The 16,384-nt window shown below is 66.1% G+C and carries 14 protein-coding genes; 2 read left to right on the top strand and 12 right to left on the bottom strand.

Going from position 1 to position 16,384, the window contains the following annotated elements:
- Positions 1 to 26: 26 nt before the first annotated feature.
- From LK459_RS04860 to LK459_RS04835, 6 genes are all read right to left on the bottom strand, one after another.
- Positions 27 to 2,279, bottom strand: coding sequence for an AMP-binding protein (locus LK459_RS04860; RefSeq protein ID WP_265416857.1), 2,253 nt, complete (start codon positions 2,277 to 2,279; stop codon positions 27 to 29).
- The gene (locus LK459_RS04855; protein WP_227922043.1) at positions 2,228 to 2,614 is read right to left on the bottom strand and encodes a hypothetical protein; all 387 of its coding nucleotides are present in this window, start codon (positions 2,612 to 2,614) and stop codon (positions 2,228 to 2,230) included. Before LK459_RS04855 ends, LK459_RS04860 begins: the two co-directional genes overlap by 52 nt.
- Complete coding sequence (locus tag LK459_RS04850) at positions 2,611 to 3,927, bottom strand: lipopolysaccharide biosynthesis protein (protein ID WP_227922041.1); 1,317 nt, start codon at positions 3,925 to 3,927, stop codon at positions 2,611 to 2,613. Before LK459_RS04850 ends, LK459_RS04855 begins: the two co-directional genes overlap by 4 nt.
- Complete coding sequence (locus LK459_RS04845; RefSeq protein ID WP_227922040.1) at positions 3,924 to 5,075, bottom strand: LLM class flavin-dependent oxidoreductase; 1,152 nt, start codon at positions 5,073 to 5,075, stop codon at positions 3,924 to 3,926. The genes LK459_RS04850 and LK459_RS04845 overlap by 4 nt, the downstream gene beginning before the upstream one ends.
- Positions 5,072 to 6,274, bottom strand: coding sequence for a 3-dehydroquinate synthase II family protein (locus LK459_RS04840; protein WP_227922039.1), 1,203 nt, complete (start codon positions 6,272 to 6,274; stop codon positions 5,072 to 5,074). Before LK459_RS04840 ends, LK459_RS04845 begins: the two co-directional genes overlap by 4 nt.
- Positions 6,275 to 6,351: 77 nt before the next feature.
- Positions 6,352 to 7,116 carry a 2-amino-3,7-dideoxy-D-threo-hept-6-ulosonate synthase gene (locus LK459_RS04835; RefSeq protein WP_265416856.1) on the bottom strand — a complete coding sequence of 255 codons (765 nt, stop codon included), beginning with the start codon at positions 7,114 to 7,116 and terminating at the stop codon, positions 6,352 to 6,354.
- Positions 7,117 to 7,261: 145 nt separating this feature from the next.
- Between LK459_RS04835 and LK459_RS04830 the strand changes: the two genes are divergently transcribed.
- Positions 7,262 to 8,080: an arylamine N-acetyltransferase family protein gene (locus tag LK459_RS04830; protein WP_227922033.1), complete on the top strand. Its 819-nt coding sequence runs from the start codon at positions 7,262 to 7,264 to the stop codon at positions 8,078 to 8,080.
- Here the strand turns inward: LK459_RS04830 and LK459_RS04825 are convergent.
- Entirely contained in the window at positions 8,038 to 9,267 is a 1,230-nt protein-coding gene (locus LK459_RS04825; protein ID WP_227923574.1) for a 4-hydroxybenzoate 3-monooxygenase, read from the bottom strand. The two genes, LK459_RS04830 and LK459_RS04825, sit on opposite strands and share 43 nt — an antisense overlap.
- A gap of 197 nt (positions 9,268 to 9,464) precedes the next feature.
- Here LK459_RS04825 and LK459_RS04820 point away from each other — a divergent pair, with 197 nt between their 5' ends.
- The gene (locus LK459_RS04820; RefSeq protein WP_007236711.1) at positions 9,465 to 10,310 is read left to right on the top strand and encodes a glycosyltransferase family 2 protein; all 846 of its coding nucleotides are present in this window, start codon (positions 9,465 to 9,467) and stop codon (positions 10,308 to 10,310) included.
- Positions 10,311 to 10,345: 35 nt separating this feature from the next.
- Here LK459_RS04820 and LK459_RS04815 read toward each other — a convergent pair whose 3' ends face one another.
- The 5 genes from LK459_RS04815 to LK459_RS04795 are packed head-to-tail and all read right to left on the bottom strand — an operon-like array spanning position 10,346 to position 16,356.
- A complete protein-coding gene (locus LK459_RS04815; RefSeq protein WP_227922028.1) occupies positions 10,346 to 12,550 on the bottom strand; it encodes a hypothetical protein in 2,205 nt (734 codons plus the stop codon).
- Entirely contained in the window at positions 12,547 to 13,863 is a 1,317-nt protein-coding gene (locus tag LK459_RS04810) for a glycosyltransferase family 2 protein (protein WP_227922026.1), read from the bottom strand. The genes LK459_RS04815 and LK459_RS04810 overlap by 4 nt, the downstream gene beginning before the upstream one ends.
- The gene (locus tag LK459_RS04805) at positions 13,860 to 14,687 is read right to left on the bottom strand and encodes a glycoside hydrolase family 16 protein (protein ID WP_007236714.1); all 828 of its coding nucleotides are present in this window, start codon (positions 14,685 to 14,687) and stop codon (positions 13,860 to 13,862) included. Before LK459_RS04805 ends, LK459_RS04810 begins: the two co-directional genes overlap by 4 nt.
- Positions 14,684 to 15,373, bottom strand: coding sequence for a DUF998 domain-containing protein (locus LK459_RS04800; protein ID WP_227922025.1), 690 nt, complete (start codon positions 15,371 to 15,373; stop codon positions 14,684 to 14,686). The genes LK459_RS04805 and LK459_RS04800 overlap by 4 nt, the downstream gene beginning before the upstream one ends.
- The gene (locus LK459_RS04795) at positions 15,370 to 16,356 is read right to left on the bottom strand and encodes a glycosyltransferase family 2 protein (protein ID WP_227922023.1); all 987 of its coding nucleotides are present in this window, start codon (positions 16,354 to 16,356) and stop codon (positions 15,370 to 15,372) included. Before LK459_RS04795 ends, LK459_RS04800 begins: the two co-directional genes overlap by 4 nt.
- Positions 16,357 to 16,384: the final 28 nt, after the last annotated feature.

Here is a 16,384-nt window from a genome sequence, read left to right as displayed (position 1 = left end):
CTGGCCGCGCGTCCACTGACGAGCTGTCACGGGAGGGCGTCGACGAAGTGCGCCACGACCTCGGAGATGTGCGGTTCACGGACGATCGACATGTGGTCGGCGGCCGATCGGGCAATCGAGACGTCGCCCGGCGTCAGGTGCTCTGTCCACACCCGTTCGTCGTGATGGTTGTCTGCACCGAGCACCACGAGTACGCGCCCGTGATACGGAACAGGCCGGTGGAACCTACCGACTCGCCAACCGACCTGCTCCATCGCACGTGCTGAGTCGACGGGTCGCTCGGTGAGGAAGCCGGCTCGTAGCAACTGAATCCGGTTGCGCCACAGCTGTGAACGTGACTGTGTCGCCTCGGTGGCGGGCACAGACACTCCCGACCGAACTGACGACTCGGTGGCGCGAGCGATCGTGTGCGGCACGAACGTGTCGAGCGTCATCACCAGATCGACCTGCTCGCCGGCATGGCGCAATCTCCGTGCGACCTCGAGGGCGATGAGTCCGCCCAACGAGTGACCGAGCAGCACATAGGGTCCGTGCGGTTGGATGCGACGGAGATCGCGGAGATGCCTTCGCGCCGCGATACCGACCGTCCAGTCGGGGAAGCCGCGATTCTCCAGGCCGTGCGGCTGGAAGCCGTAGATCGCGCCGATGCGGGGGTCCCGCGCGAGATGATCCGCGAGCGCGACGAACACCAACGCCGATGCACCGGCACCGGCGAAGCAGAAGACAGTCTGTCCCAATCCGTGTCGCAGTGGAACCGTCGTCGGTGCGAGCGCCTCGCGCCACACCGCGGAGTTGTCCGGTCGCAGCCGTGAGTCCAAGGTGCGGGCCATCTCCGCCACGGTCGGCGCCGCCGCGGCGTCGGCCTGAGTGAGCGCGACACCGAACCTGCGCGTGACACCGACGAGGATCTGCGCAACGGTCAACGAGTCGGCGCCGATGGCGTAGATGTTCTCGTCACGGCCGACCTCGTCGAGGCCGAGTGCATGCGTCCAGATCGATGCGACGGAACGTTCGAGGTCTCCGGTGGGTGGATCGATACGTCGGCTGAGCGCCGGAAGTGCGGACCGGTCGACCTTGCCTCGCGCGGTTCGCGGCAGCGAGGACAGCTCGATGAGGTGCGCGGGAATCATCCACTCGGGCAGACGTTCTCGCAGACGGTTACGGATCTCCGCGGCGGGCGGGGTTCGGCCGCCCGGGATCGGGGCGACGTAGGCGATCAGTTCGGTGCGTCCGGAACCCGAGTCCGTCCGTGCGATGACCGCGGCCTCCGAGAGGTCGCCGTCAGACATGATCGCGCGGTGTACCTCTGCGGGTTCGACCAGGTATCCCCTGATCTTCACCGCGTCGTCGACGCGACCGGTGAGTGTGAGCGCTGTACCGTCCCACCTTCCGCGGTCTCCAGTACGGAAACTCGACAGTCCCGCGGCGTCACGCGTGAAGCGGCCCCGGTCTGCGCTCGGGTCCAGATAGCCGAGGGCCAGATAGCGCGACGAGATGACGACTCTCCCGTCGTCGTCGATGGTGATTGTCTTGTGCGGAGCAGGACTTCCCGCGGGAAGAGCACCCGCGGCAACGATGTCGCCCGCGCGGAGATCGAAGTAGGCAAGTGCCGAGGTCTCCGACGACCCGACCCAGTTGGTCACGGTGGCGTCGGGGGCGTGGGCCAGCACTGCCTGCGCGACGTCGGCGGTCAACGCTTCACCGGTGGTGATGATGCGGCGCAGCGACCTCCACGCCGGGTGGCTCGCGGCATCCTGCGCGCCGCTGAGGGCACGGAGCAATGCCGGTGCGAGGAAGGCGATCTCGGCTCGGGACTCTGCGAGCGCGTCGAGTACTGTCCCGGGAGCGCGATTCCGCGCATCGATGGCCGCGATGTCGGCGCCGTTGATCAGCGATCCGATGAGGACGTTGAGTCCGGCACCGAAACTGATCGGCAGACACAATGCGACACGTCGTCCGGGGATGACACCGAATCCTGTTCGCATCAGCTCGGAGTCGCACAGCCACATGCCGTTCGGGTGTAGCACACCCTTGGGTATTCCCGTAGAGCCGGACGTGAACTGGATTGATGTGACGGTATCGGTGGTCTCGGTACGTCCTTCGCTGAAGGTACGCGCGGGTCGATCACCGGGGCTCGCGGTCATGACCGCGTCGAGTCCTGCGAGCGGTAGATCGCGCTCGCCGGCCAGATCATGCACGGCGTCGAGGTGTTCGGCGTCGGCGACCATCATGCGCGCGGGTCGGCCGTGCCTGTCGAGCTCGGACAGAATCGTCGACACACGTTCGCCGGGCAGCTGCGGATCGAGTGCGACGAGGGGATGGCCGGACAGGACACGCCGAGGACCAGTGCCACCGCATCGGCTGAGAGACCGACCTGGACGACAACGGGATTCGACGTGTTCGCGTCGCGCGCCGCGATCGAGTTCGCGGCGATGCCCGCGCGGTCGACGAGTTGGCCATATGTCATCGCGTCGGCGCCGGGCCCCGAGTACGGCGCCATACGTACGGCGGAACGGTCGGGGAAGCGTCGAGCACTCGCGATGATCGCCGCGCGCACCGAGCGTGCCGCAAGTGCCGACGGGTCGGCGACTGTGGGGTCTGCAGACGTGGTCACGAGGCGGCTCCGATGAACGAGGCGAGAGTCGTCTTCGGATCCGTGGCCTGACGGATCAGCCGGATCCCGGGAACGAGGAGGAACAGTACGACGGCGACGTCGGCGATCAGATAGACGTAGGCGACGCCCATGATTCCCCAGCGGTCCGCGGCTGCGGCGATCCCGCAGACCACGACCACGCCGAAGACGATCTGGGTGGCCACCGCGAGTCTGAGTTTTCGCTGTACCCGCGCGAGACCGCCGTAGACCACCACGAATGCGACGGTGGGCAATGTGAGGGCCATCAGACGGATCAGTCCGGTGCCCTCACGGGCGTACTGCGGCCCCATGATCGACAGAATCCAGGGCGCGAGTGCGATCAGCAGAACGCATCCGACGACAGCTGCGCCACCACAGAGTGCGATGAAACGCAGTGTGGTCGCGCGCAGGTCGACGTCGGGCTCGGCCGACGCCGACACGAACGGTGCGCATGTGGCGTTGAGCAGGATCGCCGCGGTGCTGATCACCAGCCAGCAGACCGAGAAGTATGCGTTCATCTCGGTACCGAGCTGGGCGACGATGACAAGTGGGACAACCAGCGGCACAACCACTCCCACTGCGGTCATGGCCAGCGAGCCGGCGTAGAAGTGCGCGATCTCCCCGCGCCGGGGAAGGGTTCCGGGACCGGTCATCGCCCGGGCGGTGGGCCGCACTGCGCTCAGCCCGATCCAACAGGCGATCAGCGCAGCGGGGATGACCCACGCGGCGACGATGCCGAATCCGGACGCGAACGGGATGAGTGCGGCGACCAGGATCAGTTTGATGGTCGACTGCGTGACGTTCTTGAGCGCGACGGTGCGCGATCTCCCCAGACCTATCAACAGTTGGTCTTGGACGGCGAAGACACCCAGGATCGCGACGAACACCGGATAGAGCCACGGCTCCGCCGACGAGGTGAACAGTGCGTCACGGGGGCCGAGCACGACGTACGCGAGCCCGAACAGCAGCGCGGTCACGACGACGACCGACCGCCCGATGGTGATGAGCCTATGGGCCTTCGCCCCCGCGATCGGGAGAAAGCGCTCGTACAGACTGCCGAGACTGAGATTCGACAGGGTCGCCATCAGCGTCGCGGAGGTGATGATCGCCGACGCCCTGCCCACCTCGGCGGTGGAATAGCCGCGTGCCGCGATGGTCCAGAAGACGAATCCCAGTGCGCCCGTTGCGACACTCGAGGTCATCACCGCGACGATGTTGATCCCGACACCGGTGTCGTCGTCGCGGAACAGGGTGAGGCGTCGCTGGCTGAGGCTTCGCCTGTCGGTGGCGGTCACCGGGCGGGCGCGGCGTCGACCAGTGGAGAACTGTGGTCGGTCGCCAGTAGCGGCAGCAGCAACTCGGCGGTGATCTCTGCTTCGCGGGCCAGTGGCCACCCCGACAGGATCCAGATGTCGATGCCTGCTCGCCGTGCGACCGACGACATCGCGCTCGCGACGTTCTCGGCACTTCCGACGAAGTAGGTGCCCGTGCCCTTGCCCGCGATGTCGAACGGTGGTTCGGCTGCGGTCCAGGTCGTCAGTCCCGCAGCCATGTTCGGTGCGAACTCGAGCAGTTCCCGGCCCGGGATGCGACCTGCGCGTAGGGCGTCGATGCGTGCCTGCACCTGGGGATCGGCGCTGGTGATCTCGTCGAGACCCGGGTATCCGAAGCTACGTAGGTTGCGATCCGCTGTCGCCAGGACGGTGTCGGGACGTGTACGCGCGAGTTGCTCGGAGAACCGGCTCCATGCCTCGTCCTCGGTGTCACGGACGATCACACTCGCGAGTACCCCGTAGCGCAACGATCGTCCGCGCTCGGCTGCGGCGGCACGGACCTTGTCGAACAATGTTGTGAGGGAGGAGGGTTCGGACATGAACGACAGATAGACGTCGAGAACCTCTGCTGCGTGTGCGATACCTTCTGGCGACGCGCCGGTGCCCCACACCTCGATGCCGCCGGGCTGTCGGGGGCCGGGTATCGCCGGCTTGTATCGCGGTCCGTACGAGAAGAATTCGCCGTCGAAGGCCTCGGTGTCGTCAAGGTAGAGCCGTTTCACCTGTGTCCAGAACTCGGCGGACATGCGGTAGCGCTCGGCCTTGGACTCGACTCTTCCGTATCGGTGCAGCACCGGGCCGGCCCCGTTGACCTGGTTGTAGATGAGTCGTCCGCCGGAGTACTGGTCGAATACCTGTGCTTCTTCTGCCATCAACACCGGAGGCTTGACACCGGGGTACTCCGGGATGAGGAACCGAAGGCGTTCGGTGTCGCCGACGAGCGAGATCGCCTCCCGCGCCGTCGTCAGTGCTCCGTGGTAGCCCAGTCGGTCGAGCGTGCGCGCCTGATGGCGGAGCGCATCGAACGTCGGCGCGATGCGGTACTCCGGCTCCCACGGCACATCACCGTCTGTGGGATTGATGTACCACAGGACGTCGGGACCGCTCATCGTTCGTCGCAGAACTCGGTGATCGGCAGGCCGACGTGGCGCGATTCCCTCGGCGCATACCCCAGGAGCCGGTCGCCGGGAACCAGATCGGTCACATTGTTGACCGAGCCGCCCGGGCCGAGCAGACGGACGTGCCAGTCGTCCTGTGCGATCACGTTGATGGTGCGACCGTCGGGCGCGGTTGCGCTCACCGAGATGAGCGGGCGACGTTCGATCTTGACCCTCCCGATGCGCACCTCACGGACCTCACCGGTGCTGCGAACCGCGAGAATCGGCTGTCCGGCGGCGAGCTCGCTGACATACCGGGTCCGGTTGTCGGGGACCAGCACATACGAGTGCACGGCACCGGCGTTCCACCGGAACGGGCGGGTGGGCATGTACGGCAGCGGGTGGGTCTCGCTGCAGGACAAGAACATCCCGGTCGAGAACGAGCCGATGAGGCATCCCTCATCCTGCGCGAGCAGTGAGCAGGTGTCGATACATGCGCGTTCACCCATACCGATGTGCTCGACCTTGGTGACGGTCAGCTCGGTCAGCTCGATCCGATCGGCGGACGGACGGATCACGTCGGCGAGCGTGGCGATGTCCTCGACGCTCTGCGGGGCGAGCAGCAGACCGTCGGATCCGTGCTCGAGCACCAGTTTGACGATCGCGGCGTCTTCGATGTCGTTGACCACGGTGACGGTGCGCCCACCGGAGTTCTCTGCCGCGGCGATCACGATCTCGAGGGGGATCTTGGTGGGATCGGTGAACGTCAGCAGGGTCCACGGTGCGCGTCGTACCGTCTCACACGCATCCCGCAGTGTGTCGGCGTCGGAGACGACGACGTGCACGGCGGTCTCCGCGCCGGTGCCGGTCGCGGGGGCCGGGTCGCCCGACTCGCCGTGGGGGATGAGCACGATGTCGGCGGACACGTGATCGCCCGAGATGTCGACGGTGGAATGCCCCGGTGCGTAGATCCGTCGCACGGTGGGCGGCAGACTGTCGAGTAGGTCGATGTCGGCCAAAACGATGCCGTCGATGCGCTGATGGATGGCGGCGGCGACCATGGCGTCGAGAGACCCGGACGCAACCGTGCGGAGGTCGACCCACGCGAAATGCTCCCGCGCGGGCTGCTTCTCGGGCGAGTCCGACGCGCGCTCGGCGGTCGCCTCGAGGGGGGTGATGTCGTCGGTCACGATGTCGGTGGTGTGGCTCATGTGCTTTCTACCTCGATGGTGAAGGGGGAGTGGGCTTCTCGTCGGTTGTCGGATCTCATCCGCGAGGTGCGACCGGGTCAGGCCAGCTGCAGGGCACGGGGATCGTGATCGTGCAGATGTGCCGCGAGAGCGGTCGCGACATGCGACGGGTCGTCGGCGTCGAAGATCTGGCGGCCGAAACTGAGCCCTGCGACGCGTGATTCGGCGACCCGGCAGCCGAGTTCGACCGCTGCGTCGTCGGAAGCCGCCGCGGGACCACCGGCGACGAGGATCGGGAGCGGGCACGAGTCGACGACCTGATCCATCGCCTCCGTGGTTCCGGCATAGTCGAGTTTCACGACGTCAGCCCCGAGGTCTGTGGCAATCGCCGCCAGATGAGCCAGGGTGCGCCCTGACGTCGCCTCGGGCGAGGTGGTCGCCCCGCGCGCGTACATCATTGCCAGCAACGGCATCCCGAGTCGCTCGCACTCGTGCGCGACCCTACCGAGATCGGCCAGCTGCTCGGGCTCTGTGTCGGACGAGACGTTGACGTGCACGCTCACCGCGTCGGCTCCGAGACCGAGACACTCCTCGACCGAACCGACCAGAACCTTTCCGGTGGAGTCCTTCGCGAGACTGGTTCCCGCAGAGAGGTGGACGATCAGTCCGAGACCGGTGAACCGGCGGGGATCGATGGTCCGGGCTCTGCCCTTGTGGACGATGAGAGCATCGGCGCCCGCGTCTGAGAGCATGGCGGCCGTCTGGTCGGCATGATCTGCGTGGCCGAGCGGACCGATCGTGACCGAATGGTCGATCGGCACGACGAGCGCGCGGCGTGATGCCGACGAGAACAGGCGTGCCATGCGAAGGGCCTTGCCGGACAATGTTTCCCGTCTTTCCCCACGGCGGTCGTGCATGCTGGGACTCCGATCGTGATGACTGATCACGCTGGGCGGCGTGATCGACCACCCCCGCTGATCAAGATGAGGGTAGCCTATCCTTCTTGCTGTGACCAAGCTGAATGTGAGATTCCCGACCGACGCATATCTGCGGCGCATCGGCGTGGGCCGTGACATCGTCGAGAGTCTGACGATCGAGCCCGGTGACCTCGGTGCCATCGACGCTCTCGCGCGCAGCCAGCACCGGTCGATACCGTTCGAGAATCTCGACATCCACCGCGGTCACGTTGTCGACGTGGCGCCAACGGCCATCGTCGACAAGGTGATCACTCGACATCGTGGCGGCATCTGTTACGAACTGAACGGCGTGCTTCTGCTCGCGCTCGACGAGATCGGCGTTCCGGCACGGGCTGTCGGAGCACAGGTGCGCACGGATGCGGGATTCGGTCTGCCACTCGGTCACATGGCCGTCGCCATCGGCACCGGTCACCGCGTCCATCTCGTCGACGTCGGCTTCGGTGGCGACATGGTCACCGCGGAGATCGACCTCGATGATCCACGGACGTGGGACGTGCGAAGTGCAGGCGGCGGCTACGTGCTCGACGGGGCGGTCCGACCACTCCACGAGTTCGCCGCGATGGCACGGTGGCACAGCACCGACCCGGCGTCGAGATTCACCGGATCGGTGATCTGCACCCGTGACGACGGTGAGCGTCGCTACACCCTGACCGCACGCCCGGGAGAGCGCGGATACCGACTGGTGACCACCGGATCCGACGGAACGCGGGTGACCGAGCCGGTGATGATGAACGAATCGGTCGCCCTGTTGCGCAACGTGTTCGGAATACATCTCGATCACCCGGTGGCCGCCCGCGACACCGGGGCTCACGAGAACCGCCACGACGTCGGGAATGGCAGGCCTAGGTAGACCTCGCCGAGTGCGCGTTGCTCGTCGAGGGATGACGTCCACCGCAATAGGCGTGCGCGACGGAGTTCCCAGTCGAACGGGTCGTCGGAGAATTTGTGGAGGAGTGACGTGAGATTCCACGAGAACGACTGCGCCTGCCAGATCCTCGGCAGGGCGCGGGCGGTGTAGGCGTCGAGTTCTTCACGCTTGCCCGTCGCGTAGAAGGCGCCCAGTGCATGGGAGAGCACGCACGCGTCCGACACCGCAAGGTTGAGTCCCTTTGCGCCGGTGGGCGGGACGATGTGCGCGGCGTCGCCCAACAAGAACAACGAGCCGAGTTGCATGGGCTGGGTCACGACGCTACGCAGTGGGGCGAGGCTGCGGTCGATGATCTCACCGGTCTGCAACGGCGGATGGTCGTCGGCCGCGCTGCGCCGCGCGAGCTCGGTCCAGATCTGTTCGTCGGTGAAGTCCGTGAGTCGGGTGTCGGCGGGCACCTGCAGGTACTGTCTGCTCAATTGTGGTCCGCGCATGCTGTGTACGGACAGACCATCCGGGTGGGCGCAGTACATGCCTTCTTCGGTGACCGGGGTGGATCGCGCGAGAATCCCCAGCCAGGCAAAGGGATACGTGCGTTCGAGAGTCTCCGTGTATGGCGCGAGTGTGGCCCGGCCGACGCCGTGGAAACCGTCGCAGGCGGCGATGACGTCGGCGTCGACGCGGTGTCTGACGTCGTCGAGCATGTACTCGACAGATGGCGCGGTGCCGTCGAAATCGTGCAGTGACACCTCTTCGGCGCGGAAGACCGGCTCACGTCCCACGGCGCGGAGTCCGTCGATGAGATCGGCCACGATCTCGGCCTGGCCGTAGACGTATGCGTTGCGGCCGCTGAGCCGATGGAAGTCGAGATGATGGGTCGTGCGGTCGAGGCGGATATAGAAACCGTTGTGCACCATGGCTTCACGGTGGAGACGGTCGGCGACGCCGAGTTCGGTGAGGACGTCGACGGTCGAGTTCTCGATGACGCCCGCGCGGACTCGTGAACGTACGTGGTCCTCGGTCTGTCGCTCGAGTACCACGGCGTCGATGCCCTGACCGGCGAGCATGTGGGCCAACGTGAGGCCTGCGGGGCCAGCACCGATGATCGCAACCTGGGTCCGCGTCGAATGTTGTGGCGTGTCAGATGTTCTCACGGTCCCCCTCCGCATCTCGTTCTGAGACGTCTGATCGTGTCGTCCGCTCGGATGATCGGTGGCAACTGTGAGCACGGTCGCAACGACAAGTTTTCTCTTCAGGTTTCGTAAGCCTACCCTTATCTAGTACGGTTGGGCGAGCCGGGCAACCGGAGTGCGGTCTGGTGCCGATACCGCGACGATGACCACGACCTCATACGAAGGGGAGATCGGTGACGGACACGTACAACGGGGATACTCCGCGCGCGGTAGACGATGAAATGACCGAATTCGAGCACGAATTCGAGCCGGAAGCGCCCGACGACCCGGGTTCGGACGCGCCTCAGGCGCCCACCGTGACCGTCGTCATCCCGGCGCGCAACGAGGCTCTGAACCTGCCCTACGTCGCCGAGCGGATGCCCGCTGTCGACCAGATCGTTGTTGTCGACGGGAACTCTGTCGACGACACGATGCGGGTCGCGCGCAGGCTCTGGCCAGACGCCGTGATCATCTCCCAGACCAGGGCGGGCAAGGGCAACGCACTCGCATGCGGTTTCGCTGCCGCGACGTGCGACATCATCGTGATGATCGACGCGGACGGCTCCACCGATCCTGCAGAGATCCCCCGATTCGTCGAAACACTCGTCGGCGGTGCAGATCTCGCGAAGGGAAGCCGCTTTTCCCATGGCGGTGGCAGTGATGACATCACGACGTTCCGCCGACTGGGCAACAAGGGGTTGAACTTCCTCGTCAACCGTATCTTCGGCACCACATTCGCCGACCTCTGCTACGGCTACAACGCCTTCTGGCGTCGGCACCTCGTGGTGCTCGACCTCCCCGACACCGCGCTCGTCGACCATCAGTGGGGTGACGGCTTCGAGATCGAGACGGTCATCAACGTGCGCATGGCACGAGGGGGCCTGTCCATCAGCGAGGTCGGCTCCCACGAGAGCTGCCGAATCCACGGGCGCAGCAACCTCAATGCCTTCAGTGACGGGTTCCGTGTCCTCCGCACCATCGAGTACGAGCGCCGAACACACCGCGCGGTGCGGCGCGCCCGGGTCGCCGACCCGGCCTAGGACGGGACAGCCCCGCTTCCCGGCCGCGAGTCCGCCTATCGGGGTGCGGCCGTCGGATCATGCTCGAGCACAAGGGTGTCGGAATTCTCGTAGATGGTCCGCCAACCCGGTGTCTGACGCATGATGTCCTCGAACTCGGCCGGCGCGCCAGGTCGGTACTCTCCGTAGTACTCGATGACCCGTCGCGACTGTGTCGTGAACGCGACGATAGTCGGCTTGTCGGTCTCGCCGACTTTCCATTCGAGCCAACCGAGCTGCTCCGGAGTTGGGAAAGTGCCACGGGTGTCAGCCAATTCGTACGACAACGGATAATCGAAGTAGGGATTGGCGAGCGTCAGCGGCGCGTAGTTGTCGTTGATCCGGGCGGGCAGTCCCGCCCCGTACAGCATGATGATGCGCGTGCCGGGCGGAGTGTTCGCGGTGATGCGGTCGATGGCGTTCACCTGCTCCCGCGTCTCTACCACCGTCGGCCACAGGGCGAAGTACGAATAGGCGCCGGCGAGTGCGGCCACGACGACGGCGAGCGCAGCGGCCGCGGCGAGAAGACGACGTCGACCGTCCCGAAAACCGTCTAGAGCCGCAACGACATACGGTGCGACGAGCAACCCGCAGCCCAGCAGTGAGTACAGGTAGACGCGGAAGATTGCCTCACCCCCGTAACTCTGCCCGAGCAGGAGCGCGAGAGGAGAGAACGCCACGATCGCGCAGGCGATCACGTACGGACGTTTGTTCTTCCACCCGACGACGGCGGCGAGACCAGCGAGGAGCAGGACGCCGGCAGACAGAGCCCGACAGACCAGCGAGGTGATCTCCTTGGCAGGCACCCCGGAAGCGGTGACGTTGCTGGTGGCATTGCTCACCGGATTGCCTCCCGAGAGGATTCCGTATGGTGCCACTGCGTCGAAGTTGAGGGCCAGGTATGCGCCCGCTATACCGATCATCACCGCCACCGCCCACCACGGTCGCATCTGTCGGAAGATGACGAGCGCGACGGCGGCGGCGAGCGCCCAGAACGGGGTGAGTTGATGTGTGGGAACGATCGCGGCGAAGGGGATGATGGCGAGAACGCCCATCTGCCGGTGGTGCCGTGAGGCGATCAGCATCGTCAGCAGCCCATAGGCGATGACCAGTGTCCACGCCTGTGGTGAGAAGTAGTCCTGAGCAACCCAGTTGACCATCTCGACGCAGAATGCCGCGGTGACCGCCACACGCCTCGATGCCCCGATGGTCCGTGATGCCGAGTACACGATGACCGCGATGAGCACGTGGATGACCGGCGCGAAGGCATGCGCGAGGGTCATGGGATCGAGGCCGGTGACGTCGGAGAACCAGGCCGTCGTGACGAAGAATGCCGGCCACTGGGCATAGATGTCGGTGCCGTTGGGCTGGATGAGGTCGTGTGCCAGCACGTACCGCACGACAGCGATGTGTTTGTAGGTCCATTCGTACAGCGGCACTTCGGTTCCGAGCCAGGTGGTACCGCGCTCGATCACGATCAGCGCGACCAGCGCCGCCACCGCGGTCGGTGTTCGACGCCGCGCGATAGCGATCACGAATGCTGTGGCGACGAGAACGACCGCGGGGATGAGTAATGTGCCCGCGCCGGAGAAGAGTAGACCGAAGAAGCTGGCGTCGACGCCCGGAAGCCCGATCGACAACGCGACCACCCAGAGGATCACCGCGAGACCGAGGAAGACGACGGACACGTCGAATCCGATGCTGCGCAACGAACTCAGCGCGCGTGACGCGAGATCGGCGGGCCACTGACGTAGGGGCGGTGCCGAACGCGTGCGAACGTACGATGAGAGGCTGCTGCACAGAACTGCCAGACATCCGACGACCAGGATGGACGTGGGATGCCAGCGATACGACCACATCGCGCCGATGGCGACGATGGTCGTCACCGACATGCTGAGCGTGACGATGACGGCAGGAAGAACACGTCGTGGTACCTGCACCCAGGTGGCGATCGCCGCCCCGGGGCCGATGAACACGAACGCTGCGACGAGCAGCGCACGCACCGCGGTCGGCAACGGCACGAGACCGAGGAGGCCGAGCAGCGCTGAGATGAGCGCGACGTCGGACAGTCGATACGTGACCGCCTGTCTCCGTTCGGTCGCCGTCGTCGACGGCGCCGGTGAGTCGACGGCGTCGGTGCGTGCGCTCGATGCTTCTGAGTTCGATGCCGACCCGTTCGGAGTCGGTGCAGTCGGTGTCGGCGTCGCCGCTGTCGGTGTCATGTGCTCGCTCCGGTGTGTGTCCTGCGACGGCCGCCCGCGAGTAGCGGTGTCGCGTTCCTGCGCGTCCATCGGCCTCGCGCAAGTGCCAGCGGTCCGCGTAACACCGAGAACACCTCGACACGGCCGACCGAGGCCGAGATGTCGACGAGGACGCTGTCGGGTGGGCGGCAGACACCGCCGTAGGCAGCCGATGCGCGTGAGACCGCGCGAAAACGCCTGCGCAGTACGGAGAAGGCAAGTCGCCGGTGTGCGGCATCGCACGCGATCTTGGTCAACACGGCGCCGAGACCGGCGCCGTAACCTCGCGCCTGGGAGAGAAGGGCGTCGTTGTCGCTGCGATGTCGGTGCCAGACGATCGCCGACGGCTCGGACACCAGGCTGTACCCGGCTACGAGAACGCGGAGGAACATGTCGAGATCCTCGCCGCCCATCGTCTTCGTGCCTGCCCCCAGCGCCTCGTCGAACCCGCCGAGGCGCACGATGCGATCCCGGTGGACGGCGAAGTTCGCTCCGGTCCCGTAGATACCGACCTGGTACGGGAACAGCGGGACGTCCTCTGGCGGATCGTCCAGGGAGTACCGTCGTGCGGTGATGTTGTCGGCCCAGGAGACCCGCCAGTCGAAGTATGCCTGTGCGGGCGTGCGTAATTCGCCGCTGGGAACGAGTCCGCACACGCAGGCGACGTCGTCTGCGCGTGCGAAACCCGCCAGCAGGCCCGCGATCCAGCGGGGGTCGACCACCACATCGTCGTCGGTGAACGCGACTATCTCGTGAGAGGCCGCCACCAACCCTGTGTTCCGTGCGGCCGACAGACCCGGCACCGGTTCGGTGACCAGCCGCACACGCTCGTCACCGAACTGCTCGACGACCCGAGCGGTCGCGTCGGTCAGGGGTGCGTTGTCGACGACGATGATCTCGAGTGAGGGATGCGCAAGGCGCGCGAGCGATTCCAGGGCGAATCGCAGATCCGCAGGGCGCTCGCGCGTGCACACCACGATCGACACGGGTTGATCGGACACTGCGGGGATACTCGCCTGTGTCGCCGGTGGAATCGACACGGTCGCGAGCCCGTTCTGCAGCGGCGTCTCCGCGAAACGGACGGGCACACCGGAATCACGGATGAGTATCCGCGCACGGGTGTACCCCTCGGCGTCGACCGGACGACAGACGACGGTATCGCCGACCGATCGTCTCGTGTGTGCGAGCTCTGCTGTGTCGAGTTGCCCGATCCAGGTCGCATCGGGCCATTGCGGTCCTCCCGTGCTGGGCATGACCGGGTGCAGTTCGACTGGCGCCGTGAACAAATCGGTCATGTGCCGGAGCTCCGTTCGGTTGTGGTCACCCGAATCCAATCGACCGTCATCGTGGCGGGGAAGGTGGTGTCGGCTGACGGCGGGCCGGGCCAGTCGCCTCCGACGGCGACGTTGAGGAGGACGTGGAAGGGGGCGTCGAACACCCATTGGGAGTCCGCGGCGAGATCGGACGGTGTCACGGAGAACAGCTCGCGGTCGTCGATACCGGTGACGATGTGACCGGGCGACTTGCGTATCCAGTAGGTGTGAAATGTGTCGGCGAGCGGGAAAGGTGCGGGACCCGAAGCCGAGAGATTCTGTCCGCGAGGGTCGGAGTCTGCAGGCGTGTGGATTCCGGTGTGGTAATCGGTTGCGGCGTTCAGTGTCTCGATCACGTCGATCTCTCCTGCGCGTGGCCAGCCGACCTCATCGAGGGAGTCGCCGAGAAGCCAGAACGCCGGATGCAGTCCCTGACCGGACGGAAGCGAGATGCGCGCCGAGACGGTGCCGTAGAGCAGGGAGTACTTGCCGCGGGTGGTGAGGCGGGCCGAGGTGATCGTGTCGCCGTCGCGCCGCGCGGAGATCAGCAGATGACCCTTGCCGTCGAGCCTCACGTTGTCCGTGCTGTCGGTGTAGACCTGCTGTTCTCCGTTGCCCCAGCCCCCACCTCCGGTCTCGGCCGTCCACACTCCGCCGATGGGGCCCGCTGGACCGTCGAATTCGTCGGAGACGACGTGCGTATCGGCGGTGTCCGTTGCGGGATCGGCGGTTCCGCGCGGTAGCGCGCATGCCGTGAGCGAGAGGGCGAGCATGCCGGTGACCGCGCACACGAGTTGGCGTTTCATCCGCCGGTCACCGGCGCGGGTTGGATCGGCTCTGCGCCCGCGGCGCCGCTCGACCGATCTCGGGGAGCGCGGACCCGTCCACTCGACACCCCGGCGACGACGACTGCCACGAGGATCGGATAGATGATCATTCGCTGGGTGCCGCCCGAGCCGAACCATCCGGTGAGACCCGTTGCGTAGGAGACGAATGCGACCGTCGCGACGGTTCCGGCAAGCGCCGCGATCGCGCGGATACCCGGCGTCAAGCGTGTGGAACCGGAGAATCCGACCATCGCGATCCCGACCGACGCGAGGACGAAGAACGTCGTGAGTGCGGCCGAATGATGTTGATAGTCGGCCTTCTCGGTGATGATTCCGCTGACCGCCAGTCCGACCCCGGAAATCACCAACGCGCCGGCGTGGGGGAACGTGACGATGCGTCGTAGCGCCCAACTCGCCGCAACGGTCGAGATGGCGAGGCCGGTGAGGACCAGGCTCACATTCATCACGGGGTAGAGCGCACTGCAGGGCCAACTCCCCTGTGGTCCACAGAATTCGAGCCCGAGTGGTCCGAGCTGATCGGTCCGGTACGAGTAGTGACCACGCCACGTGGCCGACACCACCCATTCGGCGGCGAAGTACTGCAGCACGACCAACGCGGCGACCAGCGTGATGCGTGGGTCGGCGAGGAGTCGGAGGATTCTCATCTGACGGGACTCACTTCTCTGGAGGGCTCGCTGGAGTTCACAGGTGCGCCGCGTCGAAGCGCACCCACCGTACCGACGGCGAATCCGGCGCAGGTCGCGACCAGTCCGGCAACCAGTGCGCCGACGCGTGTCGGAGTTCGGCGTGAGCGCCAGATGCCCGCCGGGAGAGTGCGGGTCGCGTATCCGCGTTCGGCAGCCAGTGCCGCGTCGGTAGAGGTCAGTCGAGACAACGTCGCCTTGGACCGCCCTTCCTCGTAACACCGACGGGCAAAGTAGGAGAACCGGTCCCGGCCGGTGGAGACCGCGTGATGCACCAGGAAACCGGTGTTCCGAACGATCGTCGTACCCGGGAAGCGCTGGTAGAGGGCGATTCCCATCAGGGTTTCCTCGCAGCCCGCGGGTAGGTCGTTGCGACGTCCCAGGAGCGCGGAAAAGCCGCCGATCGCGTCGAGTCGATCACGACGCACGGCCATCGCCGCTCCGATCGGATTGCGGATCCGCGCGCCGTCGGCCGGAAGTCCGCGGTAGTCGCATCCGACGACCCATCCGAACTCATCTGGGAACCATGTCGGTTGTGGTACAAGCCAGTTCGCCTCGACTGCGCCACCGATGGCGCTGACGTCGTCATCGGCGAACCTCGTCCGGATCGCTTCGAACGACCCAGGTGCGGGCTCGGCATCGTCGTCGATGAACACCAGGACGTCGCCGCGCGCTGTCGTCGAGCCGGTGTTGCGGGCCCCCGACAGGCCACGAGGTCCCGACGACGCGGTGACCCTGACAGCCGTGCCGTCGAGTCGCGCTTGCAGTGCGGCGAGCAGATCGTCGTTGTGATCGACAACGACGACAAGCTCGTCGCCGTCGCGTAGTTGGGCACGTGTCGCGGAGATGGACCTGTCGAGAAGCTCGTTGCGTGCAGAGGTGTAGCAGCAGATGATCGCCGACAGAGAGGGCGTGGCGGGGTGCTGCGGGTACGGGTGCGGCAACTTCGACTCCGGACGGCATGCGGGGCAA

The organism is Gordonia otitidis (assembly GCF_020735545.1).
Lineage (GTDB): Bacteria > Actinomycetota > Actinomycetes > Mycobacteriales > Mycobacteriaceae > Gordonia > Gordonia otitidis.
This window is presented reverse-complemented; position numbering and strand designations above follow the sequence as displayed.

What these genes read in the sequence shown, in the direction of transcription:
- LK459_RS04805 (WP_007236714.1), bottom strand. Translation starts at nt 14,687, where the DNA reads ATGAAACGCCAACTCGTGTGCGCGGTCACCGGCATGCTCGCCCTCTCG.
- LK459_RS04800 (WP_227922025.1), bottom strand. Translation starts at nt 15,373, where the DNA reads ATGAGAATCCTCCGACTCCTCGCCGACCCACGCATCACGCTGGTCGCC.
- LK459_RS04845 (WP_227922040.1), bottom strand. Translation starts at nt 5,075, where the DNA reads ATGAGCGGTCCCGACGTCCTGTGGTACATCAATCCCACAGACGGTGAT.
- LK459_RS04815 (WP_227922028.1), bottom strand. Translation starts at nt 12,550, where the DNA reads ATGACACCGACAGCGGCGACGCCGACACCGACTGCACCGACTCCGAAC.
- LK459_RS04810 (WP_227922026.1), bottom strand. Translation starts at nt 13,863, where the DNA reads ATGACCGATTTGTTCACGGCGCCAGTCGAACTGCACCCGGTCATGCCC.
- LK459_RS04840 (WP_227922039.1), bottom strand. Translation starts at nt 6,274, where the DNA reads ATGAGCCACACCACCGACATCGTGACCGACGACATCACCCCCCTCGAG.
- LK459_RS04835 (WP_265416856.1), bottom strand. Translation starts at nt 7,116, where the DNA reads ATGGCACGCCTGTTCTCGTCGGCATCACGCCGCGCGCTCGTCGTGCCG.
- LK459_RS04825 (WP_227923574.1), bottom strand. Translation starts at nt 9,267, where the DNA reads ATGCGGAGGGGGACCGTGAGAACATCTGACACGCCACAACATTCGACG.